Here is a 23,973-nt window from a genome sequence, read left to right on the forward strand (position 1 = left end):
TCGTGGTCGCGGATCAGGTGGTCTTCTTCGTGGTGCGCCGGACCTTGGGGTGGGTGAGGGTGGCTCGCGCCTGGGCGATGGGAATGAGGCCCGTGGGCGTGGAGGCGTCGGCGCGGGTGGCGTCGTCGTACAAGGCGATGGCAAGTGAGTGCAGTTGGGGGTCGGTGTCGGCGTTGAGGGCCTGCCAGAAGCGGCTGTCGGCGCGGTCCCAGTAGGCGGCGATCGCGTCGTTGGTCCAGGGGCACTCGGAGCGAGGATCGGGACTCATCGCGTTCCACGCAGACCGCAGGGCGGCCGCCAGGGCCTTCGCAGTGTCCTCGGCCGTCTTGCGGGTGGATGCGACCAGAGCCGCCCTTTCGGGGTGGCGGCCCGAGGTGTAGTCGGCGATCGGGACCGGGGTGATTTGCTCGAACCAGATCTCTTCCTTCTCCTGCTTGTCCTGGTGACAGGCGAGAGCTCGTGCGCGGATGGGGCCGAGTCGGTCGAGGGCCTCGATGGGGAGGGTGTCGAGGAGCCGGATCCACGCCGGCGGGGTGGTAGCCGCCTTCGTGGTGTCACCGGGGCGCTGGATGTGGATAAGGGAGTCGAAGTCCCGTACAAGGGCGCGGGCGTGGTTGGCGCGGACGGGACCGCCCTTGCTGCGGTTGATGAGGAACGGGTCGCCAGCGGCGGCGACGGCCTCGGCCGCGACTTCGAGAGCCTTCTTCGCGCCGGCCTCCTTCACGGCGGTGGGTACGGGGGATCGCCATGCTGCCCAGACGGCGGTGATCTGGCCGGTGGCCGGGTCGGCATGGGTGAGGGTGGCGTGCGCGGCCCGGTTGATGAGCCGGGACACGGGGCCGGATGGCAGTTCAGGGTGGAGGGGGTCGGGCAGGGTGGCCTGTTCCCACTCGGGCAGGTCGGGTCCGGTGACGGGGATGTCGGTGGGGTGGGGTGCCGACAGCAGGAGGTTGGTGTATTCGTTGCCGGTCTCGGGGTGCCAGGAGATGACGGACCGAAGCGGGGCGGCAGCCATGGACTTGTGCGTGATGCCGTTGTGGCTGCGGTTCGCTCCGAGTCCGCACGGCCCGTACTGCCGCCACGCGAGGATCCACCAGAACGCCTCGTACGGCGTGATCGGTGCATCCTGCGGAGTCCGGTTCAGCCAGGGCTGATTGTTCCCGGACGCTCGGGTCATAACGAGCTTCGCCGGCGGCGCCGGGTCGCCGCACTCCTCAGCGAGGCGTGGGTCCTGGAGGAACGGCCGCTCAGGGTCGTCCAGGTTGAACCGGTGACCCCACCTGGCGACGTAGGCGCTCACCTCTGTGGGATCAAGGTGACCTTGATCAAGGAGTAAGTCCCAGCGGTCGTCCCACGCGTCGGGGCCAGCGATGTCCAGGCCGCTGACGCGGATGAACAGTGCCACGAGGAGCCGGCGCAGGGCGGAGGAGACGGCAACGTTAGGGACATCTAGCGTGCCGAGATGCGCAGCCGAGAGCACCTCACCGAGAGGAGTAAGAGTCGTCAGGCCCGGAGCGGCAGCAGGCAGCGCGCCAGGCACCAGACGCGAGAGTTCGGTGGGGTCGGCGGTGTGGCACCACTTCATCGGCACGCACGGCGACATCAGCACATTGAACACAGAGAGTAGCTCCAGCCGGGACGGTGGCTCCCGGTAAACGGGAGCGATAAAACGTCAACTGCCTGCGTAAATAAGGGTCGTTGACCTGCTGTCTGATCAGCGACAGGGTCAACATAAAGTGAGATAAGACGGGCGCGCAAGCGAATGAATTAACTGTCAGTGGCGACCTGTACAGTGGCCGCGGAAGCACTCCGCGTGCCCCAGAAGTAGCCACCGGGGGAGACCGCGACCTGAGCCGGACGCGAGTTCCAACCGAGCAAAAGTGGCCTCACCATTGCGGGCGGCCTGTAACAGCCACGCAACCTTCCAGGCACGCACTCAAGAGTCGCTGTCGCCCGTGTGACCTCGTAGGCGAGCGGGCCTCGCGTGACGCCCTTCTTCTGGGAGCGGCGGGAGGCAAGACAGCCGATCCGGCCGATCTGCCAGATATATGCAGCCATCCTCGCAGGGCACGGACACGCCAGAAGGCGCACTAGCTACAACCTGACCAAAGGTCTTCTTCTGGGTGGGGGTTGCTCGTGCTCACGATCAATGTGGCGGTGTTGCTGGCGGTCATCATCGTCGTGCGGCTGCGCCGGCGGACCGAGGCGCGCAACCGCAACGACGAGAAGCTGACGGTACTGATCGTCCTGGTCTTCGGCGTCCTCGTTGCGCCGACCGCGTTCGGGCGGGGCGTGTTGGACGTCGTGGCGAAGCTAGCGGCAGGCATCACCGACTCCAGCCGCTGAAGCGCGAGGGATGCCACCCGATGCGGCGGGGTCGCCCCGCGGGCGCAACGCGCAGCAGCTGCTCGCCGACGCACGCACGGGCTGACTGTGTAGCCAGCCCCGGGCAGTAGAAAAGGCCGGCACCGCTCAGTCCGCCGAAGCGGGTGGCACGGGGTACCGGCCAGCCGAAACGACATTCCGAGCCGGGTCGTCGACGCGGGCACGCGCGAGGCGCTCGCCGACTTCCTCACCGCATACCCGGCCGTCGCCCAGCACGACAGCTACGTCACCACGCACGCCCTCCGTCTTGGCTCCGAGGCACCCCCTGACTACAGCCGTCACGAGGACGGCCGCGGCGGACTGACGGTCAACTGGCAGATGCCCCACGGACCAGCCACCACAGACGAGCGCCGCGAGTACCTGCGGACCATCACGCGCTCCTACGCCGGGGAACGGTATTTCCTGCCCGTCCTCCCCTCAATGAAGCAAGAACTGCATCCACTCATGGCGTGGTGGGCCGTTCTGTACACCCTGTCCATGCTCGCCCGCTACCAGCCCGCGACCTGGGTCAAGCTCATCAGCGTCGATGACAGTCAGCACGCCCTCCCGATTGAACGGCTTCTGGAACGCGCGATCAGCCACCTTCCTGTCCTGATCGCGGACACCATCACCGAAATCAGCACCTGAGCGCGGGCACGACGACGCCCTGGCCATCACCCGAGACGGGCCTGTGCTTCCCCAGCGTCCGGCCGTCCTGTACAGGCTGGGTACGACCAGGCGCTGCCGCTCTCGGGAGGACAATGTCGATCTGATCGAAGGGGAGGCAAGATGAGCGGGTTGAGGGACCTCGAAGAGTGGGTCGGACGGGTACCAGACGCCGATGTTCGGCCACTGGTGAAGGAGGCCTACCGCGCCTACACAGCAGGCGCAGCCAGGGCCGCGATCGTCCTGACCTGGACAGCAGTCTGCGCCGACCTGATAGGCAAGATCCGCCAGCTCCATGAGGAGGGCGAGGGCGACGCAAAGCCGCTCGTGCAGCAGGTCGAGTCCGCCCAGGGCCACCTGGACGCCACAGCGGTGCGCACCATGCAGAAGGTTGAAGACTCACTGCTTGACACCGCCTTGACGCTGGAGCTGATCGACGCATCGCAAAAGCTCCAGCTGCAGCGCTTGCGCGAGGACCGCAACATGTGCGCTCATCCCTCGCTGCGCCCACTAGGAGAGTTGTTCGACCCCCAGCCCGAATACGCACGTGCTCACTTGGCCGCCGCCCTGGACGCAGTACTGGTTCACCCGGCCAGCCAAGGACGCAAAAGCATGCAAGCCTTCACGAACCACGTTACCGACCCAGGCTTCGTCGGCGATCCGGTCCACATTGCGCAGGTCTTCTACTATCGCGTACGCCCGACCTCCCGACGCCGCATCACCGACCTCGCTGCCAAGCACGCCCTCCTGGAGCTGCCCGCAGACGGGATCACAGACTCTGAACTCGCCGATCGAATGGCGACCTGCCTTCGAGTCTTCGCAGCCCAAGAACACGACCTCGTCCGCAACGCCATCACCCGAGCAGCACAACGCCTGCTCACCGCGCCGACACCGGTGCAACTACGGGCAGCCGGACGAATGGGAGACCTCGAACCATTCTGGTCAGGAACCGACGAGCCGATGCACAGCCAACTCGACGCCCTCATACGCACGGTAGGCGCCACCCACGCCGAGGAGAGCGCATGGCACAAGATGCTGAGCCCTGACGAACTCCAGGCGCTGGCCCTGGCCACAGACCCCCGCGTACGCGCCACCCTTCCCAGCCTAGAGAAGGCATTCACCGACCTGCCAGCCCACAAGCGGGCCGCGGTCATAGCGCAGAGCCCCAGCACCTACTTCGCAGAACATCTGGCAGCCCTCATGGCCGATGCCGGCGGCTTCGACCACGGCGAGTCCCTGGCGCGAACGGCAGTACTGCCCTGCGCCAGCTACCTGACGCACGACCAACTCCAAGCACTGCTCTCAGCTTGGGAAGAGAATCCGCAATGCTGGGGCCGCCTCATGCCCTACTACCTCGTCAGCCTTTACCAAGCGACCAGCCACCTCGGCGACTCCCGGAAGAAGCTGTGGCGCCAACTGCTGGAATCACTTGACCAGGAACGCCCGGCATACGCGGTGATCGCAGCGGCCATCGAAGAAACCCCAGAAACGGCCACAGAGGAATAGTCAACGGCCTTAAGCCAGATAAGCGGCAACGAGGCTTTGAGCGACGATAGACCGCTGAGGTGTCCGTGAGGCCCGCCACCGTCTTGGCGAGCCTCAGACTGGCCTAGTGACGACTCGTCCACCAAAAGGCCAGAGAAGACACTAAAAGCCCCCCAACAGCAGTTGACGCCCTGCGGATCAGTCCGTCGGGGGCCGTGCGCATGTGCGATCTATCGGTTTGGCGACAGCGGAGTGAGCGACAGCGAGGCTTGAGGGTGCTCATGCTGGGCGTGGGTTGTTTCGGGGCTGAGGGGGCACTGTCCGGGAGGTCAGAGATCCACAGAGCATCGCTGTCGTTGAGCGTTATCGCGTGAGGGGTGACGCTGTCTCAGTTTGGTTAGTTCTGATGCGCTGAAATCCACCACGGCGACTGCAGGTTCGGCCATGTGCTCATGCATCGCATCTGCGCTGAAGGCACTGGGGCATGTTCGAGCGATGGCAGTCAGCGGCGTGTGCGCCAGGTTCCGTACAGAGCCGCGACAGCGCTGATGACGCCAGCGAAGCCCGCTTCGCCGACGGCGAGGTAGATGCCGGCACAGGACGCGAGAAGCACCACGAGCACCACGGCGTCAGGAGCCGGCACCTTGCGTGTCCTGGGTGCCACCGTTGGGTTCTTTCGGGTGCGGGGCCGTGTGGAAGCAGGGTTCATAGAAGTGCTGTCTGCGTTGGTCATGACTCCAGGAGACCGCCTTCGCAGCCGTCTTCCCAGTGACTCGTACGACCCCGTACGGCCCCGGACAACACCATTGAGGATTGGCCCGATCCCGGACGAGGCTGGACGTCCGGATCCGTTCGGCACAATCCGCGTACGCACGCCGACACAGGGCTCTACCGTGGCTTTTCGTACCAGAGAAGGGAGATCTGATGATCGGCGAGGAGTCTGCAGTGGATCCGCAGGGCAACGAAGTGATCAACGCGTTCGAAGCCGCGCTGACCGCCTTCGCCGAAGAGCTGACCCTGCTCCATATTGCTAGCGGTTCCCCCTCCTACGCGACCATCGCCTCCGCCTCAGTGCGATCGAGACTGACGAAGTCCGGCCTGACCGAGATGCTCACTGGGAAGCGGCTGCCCTCGCAGGAAGCACTTCTAGAGTTCGTTCGGGTCGTTACCACCCCGAGCGGGTTGGACAAGCCGACCGCGGCGAAGTTCCGTGCAGATCCCGACATGGTCCAGGAGTGGCGCGACCGCTGGCAGCACGTCAAAGTGCTGCAGCGCCAGGCCCAGCGTGCGAAGAAGCGCCTGCGTGTGACAGACAAGCAGGTCCACGACGACACCAGCTACGAACCTGAATCCCTGCACATAGCCGAGCAAACCCGTACGAGCGAAGACACGAGCGGCGACGACACCTGCACGACGACGCAGCAGGAAGACTCGGGTGACGTGACGGCCGAGGAGTACGTCCGCATCGTCGAATCGACGTTCGATACCAGCATTCCGAAGGAAGCACGAATTACCGCCTGTATGGCTGGGAGCCTCGTGAGCCTTGTAACCATTTGTATCGTTGCGTTGGCCTGGGCTGATAATACCGAACTCTTCGTGAAAATTATGTACTCGGCTAGTGTTCTGATGGTGCCCTGGGCAGCCGCATTAGCGGACATCATCAACCGAACTCAGGTGTTGGACGCGAGACGGCAGATCGTTCTGCTTTACCTTCTTGCTGCCGGCGTTATGGCCGGACCTACAATTTCCTATCTGGAGGGCCATCTAGCCGAAGGCCCGCTACCGGTTCAAATCGTCATCTACGCGGTGATGTTGGTCACCACTACCATGCCGCTAGCGTTGCTGAGTGGTGCTGTGGACGGTCTCTTCCCTGAACTCGAGGATGAGGTGAAGGACCTGATCAGGAAAGACCGAGCGAGAGTCCAACAGCTCAATGCAGACAAGCAGAAAGCAATTCAGCGGGCCCGCAGCTGGCGTCGCTACTATGAGCTGCAGGGTGAGCCTCTGGTTTCACGGCCCCAGCCGGTTCCTCGTGAGGATGCTTCAAGCTGACTGTGGCGACTCAGAGGACTTTGTTCGGCGGTTATTCACTTGTTGCGGCCCCCCTGAAAGTGAGCAGCTCTTCGAGGGCTGACCTGCGCATTGCTCAGTTTGATGAGCGGGGCGCACTTGAAGTTACTCGTAGGTAGGTTGTTGGGGTGTGTCGGTTGAGTGGGTGTGATCTGCGGTTCTTTCTGGGTTGCTCACGCTGAGCGTTGACTGCTCAGATTTGCTGGGCGGCCGGTTGTGGCGGTCGAGAACAGGTGGGCTGGCCGTGGCCGGATAGTTTCTCTCGACTGGTGTCGGCTCTGCTGGTACCACCATCGTTCTCGCCGGGTCGCTCGCCACCTGGTTGCCGTCGGGCCCCTGACAGTGCCCACAGCGCAGGCCGGGGTGTGGTCGGCGGGACGTGGGTGCAGCGTGGCTTGTCCACAAGGTTCCGTACGCCGAGTATGAGCGGCATGATCGAACGTGACCACGCGCCGAATGCCGGCACGGGACTGCTCGGAGCGTACTTCAGCCGCCGCAACCGCCAGGCACCTACCGACGACGGTGTCGGCACCGGCAGGTGGATCGCCATCGATGAGTCCGGCTATAACGGTGATCAACTCCATGGCCGCGACCGCTACATGATCCTGGGTTCGGTGGCCATCGATGACGCCGAAGCCGCCGCGATCGTGGACACGCTGAGACGTGATGCGGGGATCCAGCAGTCCGCGACGGAGGTGAAGTTCCAGAAGATGTTCACCGGCGGGGGAGCCAGCCGGCGCCGCCGGCTCCTGGGCGAACTGCTGGGGCCGGGCGGGTCCTTGCACGATCGTGCTTCGGTGTACGTGATCGACAAGCACTACTTCGTGGCGGCCAAGCTCGTCTCCCTCCTGCTGGAGGAGCGGTTCAACGCCCTGGGTTACGACATCGACAGCAACGGCGTGGGCCGGCAGCTGGCTCTGGACCTGGCCACGGAAGGCCCCCGAGCCCTGGGCCGCGACGGCTTCGACCGGCTCATTGCCACCGCCGTGGGCTTCTTCTCCAAGAAGAACCGCACGGGCGACCAGGTCACGGTCGACGACTTCTACGCCGTCATCCGGGAGTCCTATGCCTACGCCCGCCGCCGCAAGGCGCCCCAGGCGAAGAAAGCGGCAGAGGTCCTGGACATGTTGCGCAAGACCCGCCCGGAGGCGGAGGAGTTCGCCCGTGAGCGTCCGGCCGAGGCTACACCGACCGGAGAGCACGGCCTTCTGGATGACGCGATGGACCCCCTCGTCACTGCGGTGCCCACGGTCATTCTCCACGCGTCGATACGCTACGGCGGCAAGCTCCAGGTGCTCGCGGACGATCAGCGGCTGCTGACCGATGACAAACTCGAGGTGCTGGAGCGCGGGGCCACGGCCGTGGGTCTGGTCCACGGCCTCATCAAGGAAAACCACCTTCAAGATCTGGTACGCGGCCGTTCGGTGGACCACCCCTCCCTCCAGCTCGCTGACCTGATAGCGGGCGCGGGGCGTGTGGTTGCGCGGTGGCATGACGGCGAGGATGAGCCCGCTGGAGACGAGCTTCACCTGGTGGTGGCGCCGCTGGTGGATCCCGGGGGACTGCTCATGGACGAAGGGCATGAGGATTTCGCACGAGTCGATTCCGCGCGTGCGAAACGCCGCTGACGCCAACAGGCTTCGGGAACCGGTGGCGTGATCGGCGTAAGCCGGCCGGTGTGGTGCGGAAACCGGCTGCTCCGCCGACTCCGCGCGTCATGTCACTGCCCCCCCGGGTGGACATGCCAGCCGTCATCCGGGGGGCTCTTGGCCTCGTCCTGCATGCGTGGCCTGGGTGAACCGCTGTGGTCAGTGGGAGTTGCCCGCTGTTCCCGGACGCAGTATTTCCGACATGCGGTTGAACGCTTCGGCGGTCCGGGCCTCCTGTTCCTCCTTCGGTAGTCTGACGAAGGCCAGCTCCGATGTGCACCGTTCGCGCAGGTCGTCCCGGTCGAACCAGCGCAGCGGGTGACGGGGATCGCCGGGATCGTAGACGCCTTGTCCGTACGCCTCCATGAGGGTCAGGTCATACCGCCGGTGGCTGTGACTCTCGTCCGGAGGGAGGAGGCCGCCCGCCATGCGGTTCATCCAGTCCTCCCGGATCGCGCGGTCGTCATCGGGTTCATCGACGTCGGGGTCGTAGCCGAACACGTCATCCGCACTCCGGAGTCCGGGGAACATGTCGAGGACGTCGCCGATCTGAGGCGGGTCGGTGTTCTGGATGACGATCCACAGGGCGTACTCGTCGGCCAGGCACTGGGGACGCGGGACACGCCCTTTTCCCAGTTCGCTGCCGATCCGCATGATGCGCTCACCCATGCGTACCAGCCAGTGGTTGTTGACCTGGGTGAGAGCCAGTTCAGGCAGGTCGCGCAGCAGACCGACGTCCCGGATCGTCGCCTCGCCTTTCAGGTAGGCGGCGAACTCGTAGGTGAAGGAGGTGTCCAGGTGCAGCTTGCCGTCCCGGGTGGGGGCGAAATCGGAGAAGTCGACGGTACTGGCCAGCGCCATGGCGTCTGCCGGGGTGAGCGGCTCACCTGTGAAAGACCTGTTGAACAGCTGCACGACATCGCTGACTGAGTGGTCGGTCTCGACGCGCTCTACGTTGCCCGGCGTGGCCCCGGCATCAGTCAGTTGCTTCAGCGCTGTGACGCTGAGCTTCAGTGCTCGGGCGAATCCTTGCAGGTTGTCCGCTCGGAACCCGTCCAGTGCGCCGGCGCTGTCTGCGTTGTTCTCGAAGCGCCGCCAGGTCGCCAGAGATACATCAGCGCGCCGAGCCGCCTCCTGCTGTGTGAGGTTCAGCTCGGCACGGCGCTGTTTCACCGCGTTGTTCGCCGATTCCTTGGCCATGCTCGCCCCTTCGGTGCCCGACAGACAGGCGCAACTTTAGCACTCATTGAGTGCTCATTTGATGTTGGGTGTGGGTTGATTGCGGTGCGGGACAGGGGGGGGCGTCCGTCGCGATCTCTTCGAAGCCAGCCAGGCCACAACGAGAGCCGTCGCTGCTCGGCTCGGCGAGCTTTACGGCTCCGTGGCGGGCAGCCGCCGCGCGAACGCGACGCCTACGGACGCAGCTCCAGACCGCGGATCTGAACGCGCTCAACGCCGTCCCGGCCGGCCGTCATCTGCTGGAGCCGCTCCATCGTCATCTATGCCGACGCCACCGACGAGAGCCACACCACGTACTCACTGATCACCAAGAAGTTCCTGACCAGGACGAGCGGGCCGCCGGGCTGGACGTCGGATGCGGACGATCGACGGGAATCCTGCCAGCGCACGCCTTCGGCTCGTCCCTCCGGCGCCGGTACTCGGCTGTACATCGGATTGCAGGCCAACTCGTCCGAGCCGGACGGATCGTCCAGTCGCCTCTCGGTCGGAGTCGGCGGGGCGTGTACACGTTTTCGGCGCCTGATTCCTCTACCTGGTGAAAGCACATCGAGCCTCGGGAGGCCAACGCCGTGACAGGACAGTGGAGTTGGGTGATAGTGGGCACCGGGGCGGCTGCTGCGGGCGCGGCTGTACGAACCTGCGGATACCTGCTCAGGGAGCAGGTGTGTGCCCGGGCGATGGTCCGGATGGCACGTGAGCTGTCCGCCCGCGGGGGGAGGGCCGAGGTGAGCGACCAGGACGGCACCGCATGGAGCGTCCGCCTGGACGAGCAGGATCCTCAATGACGGCCCCGCCCGAGGAGGAGTTCGACGCTCTGTTCCGTACGTGGTACCGGCCCCTTCTGGCGCAGGCGATCTTCGTCTCCGGAGGGCGCCGCACTCTGGCCGACGACGCGGTGCAGGAGGCCTTCCTGCAATGTTGGCAGCGCTGGAACGCCCCGCACTTGGAACCGGTCAGGGCCTGGCCCGCATGGCTACGCACCACCGTCGTGCGGGAGGTGCTGCGACTGCAGAAGGAAGCCGGCTCGATCGGCTTCGATACAGAGCACCACGACCGGGCCGCGGCGGAGGTGGACATGGCGTCCTGGACGGATGCGCGCGGCGCCTACCGCACCGTGCTGGAGCGCATCGTGTCCCTCAGCGACAAACAGCGCGAAGTCATGGGCCGCTGCGCGATTGCCGGACAGCCGCTGGGGGATGCCGCGAAGGAGATGCGAATCCAGGTAGCCACCGCGCGCGTGCATCTGCACCGCGCCCGCCAGGCGCTGGAAGATGTACGAAGCCAGCTGCAGGAGCTGGGTGTGATCGACACGGGCGAGGGGAGGCAGTGATGACCGGCCACCACGACGAGGATGAAGTTGCCGCACTGCCTGCGGGGGCGGTCCGTCGCGGGCGGAAGGCGGCGAGGGCCGACCACCACGACAAGGACGACATTGCCGCGCTGCGAGAAACCCTCATGGCCAGTGAAGGACCGATCGGATCGCTCATGGCCACGGCCCAGGACGTCGAGTCCGCGCTGGCCAGAGTCAAGCGGCGGACCAAGACACAGCCCACCCCCCAGCAGCCCCTTCGCACTACGTCGTCCGACGCCGACCGTAGTGACGCGCGAGCGATGTTCCTCCAACTGCGCGCGATGCAAGGCGGCAGCCCGGAGTACGCCGAGCTGCGCAACCGGCTGGTCCGGATGTATCTGCCGCTCGTGGAGCACCTCGCACGCCGCTTCCGCAACCGCGATGAGCCGCTGGACGACCTCGCCCAGGTCGCCACCATCGGTCTGATCAAGTCGGTCGACCGTTTCGACCCGGAGCGTGGCGTGGAGTTCTCCACGTACGCGACCCCGACGGTGGTCGGTGAGATCAAACGCCACTTCCGTGACAAGGGCTGGGCAGTGCGTGTACCCAGGCGCCTTCAGGAACTGCGCCTTGCGCTCACCACGGCCACTGCGGAGCTGTCGCAGGAACAAGGCCGACCGCCCACGGTCCACGAGCTGGCCACGAAGCTGTCGATCTCGGAGGAGGAAGTCCTGGAGGGCCTGGAGTCCGCGAACGCGTACTCCACACTGTCGTTGGACGTCCCCGACACCGACGACGAGTCCCCGGCGGTCGCGGACACCCTGGGAGTCGAGGAAGAGGCACTCGAGGGCGTCGAGTACCGCGAGTCCCTCAAGCCGTTGCTGGAAAGCCTCCCGCCGCGCGAGAAGCGGATCCTGCTGCTGCGCTTCTTCGGCAACATGACCCAATCGCAGATCGCGCAGGAGATCGGCATCTCCCAGATGCACGTCTCCCGGCTACTGGCGCGCACACTGGCCCAGCTGCGAGAGAGGCTACTTGCGGAGGAGTGAACTTCCCTATACAGAACCTTCCGTGCTCGCGTTACCCGCTCCCGGGCAGTGCCTTGGGACGCACTGCCCGGCGGCGAAGGCTGCGGGTACGCGAGGCACCCTGGCAGGGCGCCGGCCCCACCTGGGTTCGGGTCGGTGATGGTCTTTTGCGCGGAACCGTCGCTGGGCTACGCGTGGGTGGATGGCTGCCATGGGGGCAAGGGAGGAGAAGGGTATGAGCTCTGGAGAGACAGACGGATTACATGAGGGGGAGCAGTGTCGGCCTTCGGGGGAAGGGGCAAGCGGCAGCGCTGCGCGGCCGCGGTCAGGCAGACGAACGAGCGATGAGGGCGGTCAGGGCTCCACACGGCCGGAAGGTGATGCGGCGGCAGCGGAAACCGGGGACAGCGGCCCGCAGCCGGAGGGAGGGTTCTGGCACAAGCAGAAAAGGATGCTCGAGATCGTCGGCGCCGTTGTTACGGCGATTGCTGGGGTAGCCGGACTGATCTTTCTCTTCTGGCCCGACGTGCAGCCCAAACCTGAGCCCGAACCGGTGCCGGCGGTCGAACTGGTCGACTCGGACGTCCACCGGGAGCAGAACGTCGCTGCCGATGTGGTCTTCGACGGACAAGTCACCGAACAGGCTCGGGTACCCGCATCCGTCGTCAGCGCGACGCTGAGGAACAGCGCAGACAATCCCGTTCTGATCTCCCGTGCCGAAGTGAACCTTGTCTCCGCTGCTGAGGTGTTCTGCCGCTACGGGGCCGGGCCGACTGACATCACTGCGCAGTACGACATCAAGATCCCGGCCGAAGCCCGCGAGGGAGCCGTCATCCCCCGGAAAATGAAGTACACCCTGCCGCCGCATGCTCAGGAGCGGGTTGCGTTCACGGTGGGGCCGAGCGGTACGGAGAGGGATCGATGCCCTGGATCTACACCTTCACCATTTCCCTGTACATGGACGACGGTGCCACGGTCACGGTGCCCGAGGTCACCTACCTGGCTCCGACCGATAGAGCCACGGCGTTTCTCGCCATGGCGGATCAGGCCACGGGTCCGTGGCAGCCGGGCGGGCCGGGGCTGATGCCCCCTCCTGCATTTCCAAACAAGCCCGATTTGTAGCGCAGTTGGTCAAGTCTGCGCCACGCCCGTCGCCGGAATTGCGGGAATTCAGCGCAGACCTGGCACGCGTTGCTGCTCGGTGAGAGGGCCTCGTGCCCGTTGAGGCCATGGCGGGGCTTATCGGCTGCCCGGCGGCTTCGGCCACGGGCTCCCTGTGGCGGCTGCGTCCAGCAAGTCGCCCAGGCGCAGCCAGGCGGTGGGGCCGGAGTGAGTGGCGGGGCAGGCCGCGAAGCGGTCCCATGCCTCCTGGTCACTTCCCAGAGCCTCGCGTACGGCCGTGACCACAGCGGCGTGCGCGGTTGCGTGGTAGTCGCCCCGGGCGCGCAGCGCCGTCCAGGCCGGCGGGGCGCGCACGAGTGCCGGATCGGCCCCCGTTCTGCTCAGGACCAGTTGGGTCCAGGTCTCACGCCAGGAAGGCCCGCCGCCAAGGCGGGTGCGCAGGCGCTCGGTGAGGCGGAGCAGCACCGTGTCGGGACAGCTGTGGCGGCGCAGCACGTTGTCGAAGTCGTCACGCGACCGGTATCCGCTGGCGGCACAGGACAGCAGGGCCTTTTCTGCGAGGGAGTCGTTGCCGGCGTGCCGGGTCAGGTAGTCGCTCAGTGCCTGCGTCTGGAGACGGGCCAGGTCACGCACGGTCACCTCGTCGGGAGCGCCGACCAGTCCCGCGGCTTCTTGCCCGGTGCCTACCACGACAATCCCTTCTCGGGGGCTCGCAAGACCCGCCCCTCTTCAGTTCGTGCAGGCCCGTTGGCTGACATGGGGAACGGCTATGGGCAGTGGCAGTCAGTGACTCCTGGGACCTCCTTGACCTGACCGCGGCTAGGCCGCGTCTGACAAACGATCACGATGGGGGTGACCGCGTCGTCTAAAAAAGCCATTCGTCCAGGCCAACGATCTACGCTGGCTCGATGGGGAACGATCGACGTGTCCGCCACCTCGTGGTCGACGAGGCTGTCTGGTGTTGGACTGTCCGGCAGCGAGTGAAACCGGACTACGCTGACTGCCGGCTGACGCTTTCACTCTTCCCAGAGGTCACGGCGCAGGGCGTTCGACGTCGATTGGCCTTGGTCTTTGCCCCGGGCCCGGACAGAATCGTTTCGAACTCGCACTTCGAGGCGGGCACGGTCGTGCGCCTCCCGGACCGCGCCTGGCTCAACCTCTACGAGCCCGGAACGGTTCGACGCCTGCTCGACGCCGCGGCGCCTGCTCTGGACACCCGGCCATCGGTGCAGAACCTCAAAGTGAACGGCTGGCCCTACTTCGCTGAAGTCGTGGACTGCCCCAATGCAGCGAAGTCTCATACTTGATCTTGTGGCTGGTCGTGGTGAGTTGACGGATGCGGCGTGGGAGCGGATAGCTCCGCTCTTGCCGGCGCTGGATGGTCGAGGGCGGCGGTGGCGGGACCACCGGCAGGTGATCGACGGGGTGCTGTGGCGCTTGCGGACCGGGGCTCCGTGGCGGGACCTGCCGACGCGCTATGGGCCGTGACAGACGGTCTGCGAGCGGTTCGCCCGGTGGGAAGCCGACGGCACGTGGGCCCGGTTGCTGGAGCACGTTCAGGTCCGTGACGATGCGGTCGGCCGCCTGGAGTGGACAGTTTCGGTGGACTCCACCATCAACCGGGCTCACCAGCACTCCGCCGGAGCCGGGAAAAAGGGGACTTGGACGGGGACAAACTGGAAGATCCACAACGCTCGGCGGCGCGGCAGGCCCTCGGCCGGTCCCGCGGCGGACTGACCACAAAGGTCCACTTGGCAGCGGACGGCCGTGGCCTGCCCCTGTCGTTTGTCGTGACCGCCGGGAACGTGAACGACTCCACGATGTTCGACGCGGTACTGGACGCCATCAAGGTACCCCGCGCCACGGTCGGCAGGCCGCGACGCCGTCCCGACCGGGTGCTGGCCGACAAGGCGTATTCCTCACGGGCCATCCGAGCCAGCCTTCGGAAACGCGGCATCCGGGCCGCCATCCCCGAACGATCAGACCAGGTGGCTAACCGCAAGCGACGCGGCACCCGCGGCGGACGACCACCGGCCTTCGACAAAGAGCAGTACAAAGGCCGCAACGTGGTCGAACGCTGCTTCAACCGACTCAGGCAGTTCCGCGCAATCGCGACCCGCTTCGACAAGCTCGCCGTCCGCTATCAGTCAGGACTGCACCTGGCCTCGCTCATCTTGTGGCTCCGCGACACCACAGCGTGATCATTTGTCAGACACGGCCTAGCAGCCGGGTCTAGAGGAGGTGGACAGGCAGTCGAGTTCGTCGAAGATCTGATCACGGAGCCGTGCACGTGAACCCGTGATCTCAAGGCGGCCCGGGCCAGTCTCGTACGGAGCCAGGCGGGCGCGGATGAGCTGGTAGAGGGCGGGGTGACGGCGGACGAGCTCGTCGTAGGCCCGGGCCCCGGCCCTCTTCAGCACCTCATAACTGGGGTCTCGGCGTTCCGCCAGGGACATGGCGTCGTTGAGCGTAGTGATCAGCCGGATGCATTCCGAGCGTCGCTGCAGCAGCGCGGCAAACAGGCGCCGGCGGCCGTGGAGTCGCTCGAGCTGTGCGGCGCTTCGTGCCGTGCCCGTGAGCGTGAGGTCATGAAGGTGCCGGGTATGCGAGTTCTCTGCGCTCGGCGCGATGTCGGCGAGGACCTCGTTGAGTTGATCGCGCCATCGATTGAGCAGCAGCGGATGGCACAGTGCGTCGTCGCGAGTGTCGTTCCGGCCGGCATCGACCATGAGACGCTGCCGGAAGGCCCGCCTGTCCAGTTCGAGTAACTGCTCCACCGCGTCCGTGAGTGGCGCGACAAGCCACCCGTTGTCGATGCACCGCTTGATCTTCTCCGGAATGGACCTGATATGAACGGTGGCCGAGGGCGCCACTCCCGCCTCTGCCGCGAAGCCACGCACCAAGGCTTCCTTCTCATCGGGGAGGTAGCGGCCCAGCCACATCCGCGCCAGACGCCGTGGATCGCTGGTTGCTGTCGGGAAGGGCAGAATGCCCGCAGCCGTAAGATCCGCCACGCGTTGCTCCTTGAGGAGCCTTTCGGCATCGCGCAGCCGGCCACGCACAGACCGCCACTGTGCCGCCAACAACTCGCCCTCTTCCGAGCGGCCGCCGCCCAGGACGTACATCTCACGTCGGATCTGCCGGTCGTGCATCGCATAGGTGAGGGCGTCGATGCTCTGCTGGATGCAGTCCGGGCCGAAGAGCAGCTCATCCAGGCCGGTCCGCCGGAGCCCACATGCATGCGCCGTTACGACCTTGGCCAGGTCGAGGAAACTCACATGGACCAGGTCCGCCACTTCCTGCATCGGAAGCCGCCACGGCTGCGGGTGCGGTACCCGAGTCGCCTCCAGTCCAGCGCCCGCGAGTACGGGTCCGGTCCGGTGGCGAACTGGCCGGACATGCGGCTCGACCAGATCCAGGGCGAAGCGCATCTTCAGATAGCGGACGGTGCGGCTGCGGTGCAGGGCCCGCGTGGGCCGGTCCCGCAAAGTGCGGCACGCCTGACGCCTCGCTGCCCCGCAAGTGGGGCACGCGATCGTCGAAACCTCGCACGAACGCACGCTCCACAGGGCCCGCCGCGCGGAGGAAGCATCAATCGCACCATCAGGCCACACAGAGTCATGAAAGCTAGAGGACATGCGCTGGAGGCTGCCAGCCGCATACGGTCTGCAGGCCGGGCCGCGCCGCCTCGGCGCCCAGGATGAACGAGAAGCCAGTGCATACGTTCGAGGGATGGGTCTGAGTTCGCCTTGCCAACACTCGATCGAACGACTTCGCGGGTTTCCCGCCATCTGCGGCAACTTTCGCGACGGTCTGCACCGACTGCACTTCCCAGGCCCAGGCTCGGGCCTGGTCGGGGCGGAGCCTCAGGGCGCGAGATCATCGGGTTCCTGACGTCGAAGCCGGGACCACCGTCGACGTGAACGGCCGCAGTGCTCTTTGCCCGAGCGGGCTCAGACCACCCTCCCGATCACGCACTTGGAGGCGACATCATTCGGACCACCGACGAAGCCGCAGGACCTGCTTGCTGGCAAGACACTCCGCCCCCACGGGCCGGGGCCCGGTGCGGGCCTGAGCGGATGCCTGGACCGTGCGCCAGGAACAGATGAGTCCGGCGACGGCCTTCTGTGTTCCGCATCGTCGTCGCCGGGCTTTGACTCCTGTCCGGGTGATCACTAGCATCCCAAATCAAATATGTGATCTGGCATGCAAGGGTGTGCGATGCTACTGACGACAGGCCAGGCAGCGGAAGAACTCGGCTGTGCCATCACCACTTTCCGGCGCCTCGTGCGCGCGGAGCTCCTACCCGGCCTGTCCCGGCGCGGTGTCCGCGTCATGGTCCCGCTAGAGGCCGTCCAAGCACTCAGTACCCGCCACCACGCCCCCCTCGATCAGCTGGACTCCCCAGAGGTCGCCGTCCTGCGTGTCGACACCGTCCAGCCAGCCAAGGAACCCGACCGTGCCTGGACGGGGTTCTCCTCCTTCCTCGCACCAGATGACCTACTCAGCGCTCTGCGCGGCTGGTGGCGCTGTGATCCCGCCGCAGTAGCAGCCGGACAGGTGCTGCCGGTCACCCTGTCCGGTTACGTCGTGGCCGTACTGACCGGCCTTCAACAGTGGGAGAAGAACACCCAGGGCCGCCACGCGTTCCCCAAGGCCCGCCTCGCCGGCTACGTCACCGACCTGGTCACTCCGCACACCGTCATGACGTCCCACGTCAACGACGACCCTCACCTTGCCGGACTGCTGCTGGGCACCCGCCTCGTCTCACACTCTGGCGGCGCGGTCGCCTACGTCCCGGCAAACGCCACAGCCTGAGCCCGGCCCGGAGGAAACCCGATGGACGCACAGAGCTACAACGCCGCGCTTGCCGAACTGCGCACCGTGCGAGACAAGATCAAGAAGCTGCGGACAGAGCTGGCAAAGCTGGAAACCGACCGCGACCAGCGGATCACCCGCGTGGCGGCCTACGGCAAAGCCAAGGCCGAACGCATCGCCCCAGCAGCCGGGATGAGCGTCGCCGACATCGTCGCCCTCGCCCCCGAGTTGGCCCCAGACGACCTTGCCGCCCGCGAGGCCCTAGAGCCCACCACACCCTCCGAAGCCACCATGCACGAGACCGACGACCGGCCGGTGGTTCACCCGCAGACAGCAGCCCCCGCAACGAACAACGCACCGCCCACCCCGCCGCCTCCGCAGAAGTTCACAGAACCGGTCGGTGCCCCGGCCCCGCCCGAGGCACCGGACACGCCACGGACCCTGCCGACCCTTCCTCCAGGAGAAGTGGGCGACGCCTGGTTCTCCCACACCGCGGACCTGGCCTCCACACGACCGAGCTTCACGCAGCAGGCACGGTCCACCGTCTTCCTCGACACCGCCACCGGCGTCCTCGTGCATCGCCACCAGACCCACCACCTGGACCTCGCAGGCCGCTCAGCAGCGGACATCCTCACCGCCGTCTTCCACACCGTCCCCGACGGCGTGGAGCGGATCTACATCACCGCCGGAGACCCCTGGCACCGCGAGGCAGACCGCTACCCCTACCTCCGCGACGCAGTCACCGCCTGGCTGAACGCCCCCACCCCCGGCTGGCGCACCGACACCGGCCGCGGCCGCGACCGCATGGCCGGACACTTCGTCCACGCCCGCAACCCCGTCGGCCGCTACCAGAGCAACGACGGCACCACCCACGTCGAAATCCGCTCGGTGGGGGAGTGGTTCGACCTCGACACCAACGACACCCCCGCCACCGTCCGCGACGCCTTCGTCCTCCTGTGGCAGGCCCTGCGCCGCCACTGGAACGACGCCGTCCTCATGGGCTCCCCCTCGCAGACCGGCCGCGACCTGTGGACCCGCACCATCCCCCAACGCGGCCAGCACGCTGACGGCTTCCCCGTCCTGTCCGAAGAACTGCGCGGCCTGCTCCACGCCACCGCCGGCCAGGGCCGCAACGAACTCATCGCCCCGCCCCGCGTACCTGAACAGCTTCCCGCACTGGTCGAATACGACCGTACCTTCGCCTACGCCAAACACACCTGGAAATCCCCGGTCGGCACCCCCCGCCGCATCCCCTCCGCCACCTTCGCCTCCTGGAGTGAGAAGGAACAGATCCGCGCCCTGTACGGCTGCGGCCACTGGCACGTCCGCGTCACCGTGCCCGACGGCTGGAACCACGTCGGCCTCCTCCCGGCGCCTGCCCCGGGCGACCGGGCCTGGCACTACCCCGCCACTGCCGGCACCACCTTCACCACCTGGGCCGGTGGCCCCGAACTCCACACCGCCCTGACCAACCCCCTTCAGCCGTGGAAGATCGAAATCCTCGACGGCATCCTCTGGGAAGACGGCAAGCCCCTCGACGACTGGGCCAAGAAACTCAAAGACACCTGGACCAACCTCACCGCCCAGGCCCAGATCCACGGCGACCCCCAGCAGGCCCGCGCCGCCCACCTCGCCTCCCGCGCCGTACGCGCCATCCTCCTGTACGGCATCGGCTCCTTCGCCCAGCGTCCCCGCATGGTCACCGGCACCACTCCCCGCACCATGGAACGCGACCTGCCCCCGGACGCTGAGATCATCGGCTTCGACGACGAGCAGATCACCTGGCAGCGCCCCACCGGCTTCAGCCGTGACCCCAACGCCCACCCAGAATGGGCCGCCGCCATCTGGTCCGGTGCCCGCGCTGCCCTCCTCAGCCAGCGCCACCGCGACGACAACGCCTACGCCGGAGCCCTGCACACCCCGCCCGGCACCGTCGTCGCCTTCCGTACCGATGCCCTCTACCTCACCCAGCACCAGAACTGGCCCTATCACCACCAGCCCGGCGACTACCTTCTGCGCGGCCACCTCACCGGCCCCGTCACCGCTCCCACCACCGAGGAGGAACTCCTCACCCTTCGGGACGCTGGAAGGGCCACCCACGCCATCACCCGGCAGGAGGCCTGATGCCGCCCCGCACTCGTCGCCGACGCTCCTCGCAGGACACAGGGAGGAACGAAGCTGCTCAGCTCGCCGACCGGCTCCAGCAGGCTGGCTACACCAAACGTGACATCGCCCGCATCATCGACCGCGACCCCTCCCTGGTCTCGCAGTTCTACTCCAGGAACAAAGGTGCAGCCTTCGTCCCCGCCCTGCGCCAGGTCCTCACCGCCGTCGAAACCGGCGGGATCACCGACCTGCCCGAACTTGCCGCCATCGCGGCCCGCCACACCACCCGCCGTACCACCGCCTCCGGCACCCGCGCCCGCGTCCGCACCAAAGCCCTGCTGATCACCCCGACCGGCTCCGGCACCGGCCGCGTCGCCTCCCAGGCCATCGCCTCCGGGTCCGCCCGCCTGCGCCCCCTTATTGCCGAAGCGGCACTCCGCGGCCTGCGCCTGGCCTTCACGGTCCGCCTCGCCAAGACCGCCTATGTGCATCCCTCCGGCAGCCGCACCGACTCACCCGGGATCCGCCGCGATGTCACCCAGCGCGCTGACCACACCGAAGAACGCTCCTACGGCTCCGCCCAGACCGGCGGCTTCGATGCGACCGATTTCGCCCGCCGCGTGGACGCCGCCGGCGGTGACGTTACCGCCGCCGTGCACCAGTGGCTCTCGGAGACCGGCCGTATCCGCCCCGAAGCCCAGATTCTCCATCTTGAAGTACGCACTTGGCGCCCTCGCTGACGGCTCTGTGTACTCGTGCGGCCAACGGCCCCCCGCTGTGTGCGAGGCGTAGAGTGAAGGTTCCTCCCGTCTGAACTGGATCGGCATCGGTCGGTCACGGGCGGTCCGGGCGGTCCGTTCCACTTCTGGCGGATGCAGAACCAAGTGAGCCTCGCGTATGAACGCACCCAGAGCCTCGTTCATGGGCTGAAGCTGCTGCCGACCCCGTTCCAGCGGCTCATCATCGGGCCATTGGACCGAGTATGATGTGATCCGTTCAGCATCCCTCGGGGGCAGAAGGCCAAGCTGGACGGCCTCCTTCAGCGCATTCGGGTGCACGCCGCCTCTGAGCAGAGCGACCAGCGCGGCCAAATCCTCAAGCTCAGAAGCTTCGCGCGGGGGACGGCCTTCGTTCCTCTTCCCAGCGCTCCCGGAGACCAGGCACGTTGCTCCAGGCTCTCGCCAGCATTCGCCACTCCGGTGGCAACTTCCCAGCGGCGCGCCGAATCCGTTCAACCTGCTGGTCCACGTGCAGGACCGCCTCGGACCGCGCCCCGGGCGAACTCTGCATACACAGTGCGGCGGGCTGTGAGTGCCTGCTGGTCGGCGGCGCTTCGGGTCTGTTCGCGGACGGCTTGCACAGTGGCCTTCGCGCCGGCCCGGGCACCGAAGTAGCGTAGTGGCGCAGCCGCAAGTGCGATGGCGGTCGCCACCGCATCAGGTGAGAAGACGGCGCCACGATCGGTATAGCCAGAATGGCAGCATGATCCCCTCACGGGGAGGACAGGGAACCCAACCGGCCAGGACCCTTGGGACTTTGGCGGAACGACGGCTGCCGCCATGCGGAAGCGCAAGCGATGGACGTCATGACGCAGTGCATCGGGCGCGATCCAGCTGTGGCCGGCCTGCTTGACCCGAGTTGGTGGCTCAGCCGTGATATCAAGCAGGGCTGCAAGCTGGAGAGGGCGGACGTCCTTGGCTCTCCGCCGCCCGCTCCGGGCCAGGCCCGTCGTGCCAACGCTATGTCGCCGGTGATGTGACAACCACACAGCCCAGTCTGCGGGCGGCGAGCGCAGCGGGCTTGGGCTTCTACTTGCTCTTCTCGGCTTGTGCAGCGACCTCGGAAGCAGCAACGGGCTCGGGCCCACCGGTGGCGGTGTAGTAGACCGAGGAGCCCTGCTTGGTGCGCTGGGCACGCTGCTTGGCAACGAGACCTTCGAGCGTGTTGCGAACCACGGTGGTCTGGACAGCACGTTCGGGATGGGCCTGGTTCAGCCCGGCAGAGACCTCTGCGGCGGACCGCGGTTCACTCTGCGCGGCAAGGTGAAGGCGGACGAGTTCGACGAGGGTGGGCGCGTCGCTCTTCGCCCCTGTTGCCTTGGCCGGAGCCTTGGCGGCACGTGCCTTCTTGGCGACGGGCCCCTTGGCCGCTGTGCGACCCCGCGAGGCCGTGGTCTTCTCGGCCTGCGAGCGCCTGCCGCCGGTAGGCTCAACGGCCGTCTTCTTGCGGGGCGAGGGCACGGTGGTGCTCTCAGCAGCCGGTGCGGGCACAGTGGCGGCCAGTGCCTGCTGGATGTTTACCAGCACATTGTGGTCCTGCTGCAGGGCGGTGAGCTTCTCCTGCAGCGTGGCGATGTCCGCGCCGATGCGCTCCTGCTCCTTGGCGTTGCGCTCGAGGTCGCCGGCCACCTGGACGGCATACTGCGAGGCCACTTCGGTTGTGTTCGATGTCTCCGACATGGCGCTGGTTCTCCTTGGTTGCGTGAGGGACGGGGAGGGGAGGTAACTGCCGGGCGCGGATGTGCTGGCTGCGCCTGAGAGGAAAGCCGCTGCACAGCACCTGCCGCGCATACCCCCGTGCGGAGATAGTACGGATGAGAGATGAGGATTGGTCATCCCGGACCACGTCCATGCGTACTCCTGGTCCGGACGCCGCGGGTTGCAGCGTTAGCTGTCCCGGTCTGCCGAATACCGTGGTAGCTGTTGCGGGAACTGCCAGAGCACTTCATCGGTGTCCTGGTGGTGATGCCAGGCCGCCAGTGTGCGAGCCGACACCAGCCGGTCGAGCAACTCCATGGTCTGCTGCGGGGAGTTCCCGCACAGGCGGGACACAGCATCCAAATCCTCCGTGCGGAAGGTATGTGACGCGAGCGCGAGAGCGGTCAGCCGCAACACAGCGGGAGCCGCAGCCGGCAGCACCAGGGGCGTCGGGTGCAGCGCCCAGTGAGCGGCGCGGCGCCGCGCGCCGCGGCCTGGCGCCTGGTCGAGCACGGTGGCGTCCAGTAGCCGTACGGCCACGGATCCGGGCCGGGGACTGGTCGTCTCCAGCCATCCGGCCTGAGCCAGCTCCAGCCACAGTTCCCGGCGCCCGCGCAGCCGCATGCTGCGCAGTAGCCCGTCCGCGACAGTGACATGTCCCCGGGTGTCCGAGCGCAGGGCGCACTGCAGGGCGAGCAGCCGGGCAGCGGGTGAGGTGAACTGGGGGAGCGTGGCAGACAGGTAGGTGAGCATCTCCCGCACACGGGCCCGTTCGTCGGGCCCCGGAGACAGGCCGTGGTGGGCGCGCCGCAAGATGCCTCCCGCCGGCTTGGGCCGGCGTGCGCCGAGCAGCGTGTCCGGCACGACGGCGGTCTCGCTGGTTGCTGCGGCGCAGGCGGCGCAGGCGTCGGCCAGGCGCCAGGAGCGCCCGCCCGCCTGGCGGGTGAGCGCCAGGAGCACCAGCCCCCCGCAGCCTCGGCTGCGGGAATGCCACGTACAGCCCAGGGCGCGGCACTGGCACGTGCGCAGGTGCCCGGGCAACGCCTCGGCACGAGCGTGGCTGGCCAGATGTGTCAGGGCCGCCGAACGGGCCGAGGACACATCCACCGGGTGTGTGTGGGCCTTGCACTGGATGCAGAACAGTCTCGGCCCTCCCGCTCGCGGGCGTAGCTCGACTGTCCAGACGCGCCGCACCGCGGCCTGTGTACCGGCCAGCCTCATCGGCTCGTCGTCCTCCCGTGAACACAACTGGTCTGACAGGCGTCCTGGCAGCAGGCGCCAGGACGGCCAGAACGCTAGTGCAGATTTCCGCACCGTGAATGTCACTCTCGTCAGCGCAGATAGTGCAGAAACCCGCACTGACAGGGCAGGCTTCTGCACCGTCGGATGGTGGAGTGACGATCTTGCCCCCCGATCCCGACTTCAGCGCACTACGCGTGGAATTCGCACGCCTGCGGGGCGAACGCGGCTGGACCTTCGACGAACTCGCCAACCGCAGTGGCCTGGCCCGCCGCACCCTCATCGACCTCGAACACGGTCGAACCCCCGGCAACCTCACCACCTGGCACGCCCTCGCCCACGTCTTCGACGTACCCATCGAGCACCTGCTTGCGGTGCTCTGCGGCAACCACACCCCGCCGGGCGGCAACGACACCTGA

Annotated in this window: 19 protein-coding genes and 1 pseudogene; 14 read left to right on the top strand and 6 right to left on the bottom strand. The window is 66.9% G+C overall.

What is annotated here, in order from left to right; genetic code table 11:
- Positions 1-13: 13 nt before the first annotated feature.
- Positions 14-1,603 carry a type I-E CRISPR-associated protein Cse1/CasA gene (gene casA / locus B1H29_RS36730; RefSeq protein ID WP_324611065.1) on the bottom strand — a complete coding sequence of 530 codons (1,590 nt, stop codon included), beginning with the start codon at positions 1,601-1,603 and terminating at the stop codon, positions 14-16.
- 533 nt (positions 1,604-2,136) lie between these two features.
- On the opposite strand from casA, the gene B1H29_RS36735 reads away from it, so the two are divergent.
- The 5 genes from B1H29_RS36735 to B1H29_RS36755 all read left to right on the top strand — a co-directional run bounded on the left by B1H29_RS36735 (position 2,137) and on the right by B1H29_RS36755 (position 8,213).
- The gene (locus B1H29_RS36735; protein ID WP_055422352.1) at positions 2,137-2,346 is read left to right on the top strand and encodes a hypothetical protein; all 210 of its coding nucleotides are present in this window, start codon (positions 2,137-2,139) and stop codon (positions 2,344-2,346) included.
- A 174-nt stretch (positions 2,347-2,520) separates the two neighbouring features.
- Entirely contained in the window at positions 2,521-3,012 is a 492-nt protein-coding gene (locus tag B1H29_RS40305) for a YaaC family protein (RefSeq protein ID WP_079159906.1), read from the top strand.
- 141 nt (positions 3,013-3,153) lie between these two features.
- A complete protein-coding gene (locus tag B1H29_RS36745) occupies positions 3,154-4,536 on the top strand; it encodes a hypothetical protein (RefSeq protein WP_055422296.1) in 1,383 nt (460 codons plus the stop codon).
- A gap of 903 nt (positions 4,537-5,439) precedes the next feature.
- Complete coding sequence (locus tag B1H29_RS36750) at positions 5,440-6,567, top strand: hypothetical protein (RefSeq protein ID WP_055422297.1); 1,128 nt, start codon at positions 5,440-5,442, stop codon at positions 6,565-6,567.
- 449 nt (positions 6,568-7,016) lie between these two features.
- Complete coding sequence (locus tag B1H29_RS36755; protein ID WP_055422298.1) at positions 7,017-8,213, top strand: DUF3800 domain-containing protein; 1,197 nt, start codon at positions 7,017-7,019, stop codon at positions 8,211-8,213.
- A gap of 180 nt (positions 8,214-8,393) precedes the next feature.
- On the opposite strand, the gene B1H29_RS36760 is transcribed toward B1H29_RS36755, so the two are convergent.
- Positions 8,394-9,434 carry a helix-turn-helix domain-containing protein gene (locus B1H29_RS36760; protein WP_055422299.1) on the bottom strand — a complete coding sequence of 347 codons (1,041 nt, stop codon included), beginning with the start codon at positions 9,432-9,434 and terminating at the stop codon, positions 8,394-8,396.
- A gap of 820 nt (positions 9,435-10,254) precedes the next feature.
- Here B1H29_RS36760 and B1H29_RS36765 point away from each other — a divergent pair.
- The 3 genes from B1H29_RS36765 (at position 10,255) to B1H29_RS36775 (ending at position 12,914) form a co-directional block, all read left to right on the top strand.
- Positions 10,255-10,803 carry an RNA polymerase sigma factor gene (locus B1H29_RS36765; RefSeq protein ID WP_055422300.1) on the top strand — a complete coding sequence of 183 codons (549 nt, stop codon included), beginning with the start codon at positions 10,255-10,257 and terminating at the stop codon, positions 10,801-10,803.
- Between the two features lie 125 nt (positions 10,804-10,928).
- Positions 10,929-11,813 carry an RNA polymerase sigma factor SigF gene (locus tag B1H29_RS36770; RefSeq protein ID WP_079160662.1) on the top strand — a complete coding sequence of 295 codons (885 nt, stop codon included), beginning with the start codon at positions 10,929-10,931 and terminating at the stop codon, positions 11,811-11,813.
- 900 nt (positions 11,814-12,713) lie between these two features.
- A complete protein-coding gene (locus B1H29_RS36775) occupies positions 12,714-12,914 on the top strand; it encodes a hypothetical protein (RefSeq protein ID WP_055422301.1) in 201 nt (66 codons plus the stop codon).
- A 117-nt stretch (positions 12,915-13,031) separates the two neighbouring features.
- Here B1H29_RS36775 and B1H29_RS36780 read toward each other — a convergent pair whose 3' ends face one another.
- Entirely contained in the window at positions 13,032-13,604 is a 573-nt protein-coding gene (locus tag B1H29_RS36780; RefSeq protein ID WP_055422302.1) for a hypothetical protein, read from the bottom strand.
- 218 nt (positions 13,605-13,822) lie between these two features.
- Between B1H29_RS36780 and B1H29_RS36785 the strand changes: the two genes are divergently transcribed.
- Both B1H29_RS36785 and B1H29_RS36790 read left to right on the top strand, forming a co-directional pair.
- A complete protein-coding gene (locus tag B1H29_RS36785) occupies positions 13,823-14,221 on the top strand; it encodes a hypothetical protein (protein ID WP_079159903.1) in 399 nt (132 codons plus the stop codon).
- A 4-nt stretch (positions 14,222-14,225) separates the two neighbouring features.
- Positions 14,226-15,137 (top strand): annotated as a pseudogene (locus B1H29_RS36790) (IS5 family transposase).
- On the opposite strand, the gene B1H29_RS36795 reads toward B1H29_RS36790, so the two are convergent.
- Positions 15,134-16,345: a hypothetical protein gene (locus tag B1H29_RS36795; protein ID WP_159027742.1), complete on the bottom strand. Its 1,212-nt coding sequence runs from the start codon at positions 16,343-16,345 to the stop codon at positions 15,134-15,136. The pseudogene B1H29_RS36790 and the gene B1H29_RS36795 sit on opposite strands and share 4 nt — an antisense overlap.
- Before the next feature lie 790 nt (positions 16,346-17,135).
- Between B1H29_RS36795 and B1H29_RS36800 the strand changes: the two genes are divergently transcribed.
- The 3 genes from B1H29_RS36800 to B1H29_RS36810 are packed head-to-tail and all read left to right on the top strand — an operon-like array spanning position 17,136 to position 20,578.
- Positions 17,136-17,732, top strand: a complete 597-nt coding sequence (locus B1H29_RS36800; RefSeq protein WP_055422304.1) for a helix-turn-helix domain-containing protein — start codon at positions 17,136-17,138, stop codon at positions 17,730-17,732.
- Between the two features lie 21 nt (positions 17,733-17,753).
- Complete coding sequence (locus B1H29_RS36805) at positions 17,754-19,856, top strand: hypothetical protein (protein WP_055422305.1); 2,103 nt, start codon at positions 17,754-17,756, stop codon at positions 19,854-19,856.
- A complete protein-coding gene (locus B1H29_RS36810; protein ID WP_055422306.1) occupies positions 19,856-20,578 on the top strand; it encodes a hypothetical protein in 723 nt (240 codons plus the stop codon). Before B1H29_RS36805 ends, B1H29_RS36810 begins: the two co-directional genes overlap by 1 nt.
- Positions 20,579-21,646: 1,068 nt before the next feature.
- Here B1H29_RS36810 and B1H29_RS36820 read toward each other — a convergent pair.
- Positions 21,647-22,297, bottom strand: a complete 651-nt coding sequence (locus B1H29_RS36820) for a hypothetical protein (RefSeq protein WP_055422308.1) — start codon at positions 22,295-22,297, stop codon at positions 21,647-21,649.
- A 207-nt stretch (positions 22,298-22,504) separates the two neighbouring features.
- Entirely contained in the window at positions 22,505-23,275 is a 771-nt protein-coding gene (locus B1H29_RS36825; protein WP_234393220.1) for a hypothetical protein, read from the bottom strand.
- Positions 23,276-23,709: 434 nt separating this feature from the next.
- Between B1H29_RS36825 and B1H29_RS36830 the strand changes: the two genes are divergently transcribed.
- The gene (locus B1H29_RS36830; protein ID WP_055422310.1) at positions 23,710-23,973 is read left to right on the top strand and encodes a helix-turn-helix transcriptional regulator; all 264 of its coding nucleotides are present in this window, start codon (positions 23,710-23,712) and stop codon (positions 23,971-23,973) included.

Origin of the sequence: Streptomyces pactum, assembly GCF_002005225.1 — a bacterium.
GTDB classification, from domain to species: Bacteria; Actinomycetota; Actinomycetes; order Streptomycetales; family Streptomycetaceae; genus Streptomyces; species Streptomyces pactum_A.

Excerpts from the sequence above, each read along its gene's own strand:
- B1H29_RS36795 (WP_159027742.1), bottom strand. The coding sequence starts at position 16,345 with ATGCGCTTCGCCCTGGATCTGGTCGAGCCGCATGTCCGGCCAGTTCGC.
- B1H29_RS36770 (WP_079160662.1), top strand. The coding sequence starts at position 10,929 with ATGGCCAGTGAAGGACCGATCGGATCGCTCATGGCCACGGCCCAGGAC.
- B1H29_RS36810 (WP_055422306.1), top strand. The coding sequence starts at position 19,856 with ATGCCGCCCCGCACTCGTCGCCGACGCTCCTCGCAGGACACAGGGAGG.
- B1H29_RS36750 (WP_055422297.1), top strand. The coding sequence starts at position 5,440 with ATGATCGGCGAGGAGTCTGCAGTGGATCCGCAGGGCAACGAAGTGATC.
- casA (WP_324611065.1), bottom strand. The coding sequence starts at position 1,603 with ATGTCGCCGTGCGTGCCGATGAAGTGGTGCCACACCGCCGACCCCACC.
- B1H29_RS36775 (WP_055422301.1), top strand. The coding sequence starts at position 12,714 with ATGCCCTGGATCTACACCTTCACCATTTCCCTGTACATGGACGACGGT.
- B1H29_RS36755 (WP_055422298.1), top strand. The coding sequence starts at position 7,017 with ATGATCGAACGTGACCACGCGCCGAATGCCGGCACGGGACTGCTCGGA.
- B1H29_RS36785 (WP_079159903.1), top strand. The coding sequence starts at position 13,823 with ATGGGGAACGATCGACGTGTCCGCCACCTCGTGGTCGACGAGGCTGTC.
- B1H29_RS36760 (WP_055422299.1), bottom strand. The coding sequence starts at position 9,434 with ATGGCCAAGGAATCGGCGAACAACGCGGTGAAACAGCGCCGTGCCGAG.
- B1H29_RS36800 (WP_055422304.1), top strand. The coding sequence starts at position 17,136 with ATGCTACTGACGACAGGCCAGGCAGCGGAAGAACTCGGCTGTGCCATC.
- B1H29_RS36745 (WP_055422296.1), top strand. The coding sequence starts at position 3,154 with ATGAGCGGGTTGAGGGACCTCGAAGAGTGGGTCGGACGGGTACCAGAC.
- B1H29_RS36805 (WP_055422305.1), top strand. The coding sequence starts at position 17,754 with ATGGACGCACAGAGCTACAACGCCGCGCTTGCCGAACTGCGCACCGTG.
- B1H29_RS36820 (WP_055422308.1), bottom strand. The coding sequence starts at position 22,297 with ATGTCGGAGACATCGAACACAACCGAAGTGGCCTCGCAGTATGCCGTC.
- B1H29_RS36765 (WP_055422300.1), top strand. The coding sequence starts at position 10,255 with ATGACGGCCCCGCCCGAGGAGGAGTTCGACGCTCTGTTCCGTACGTGG.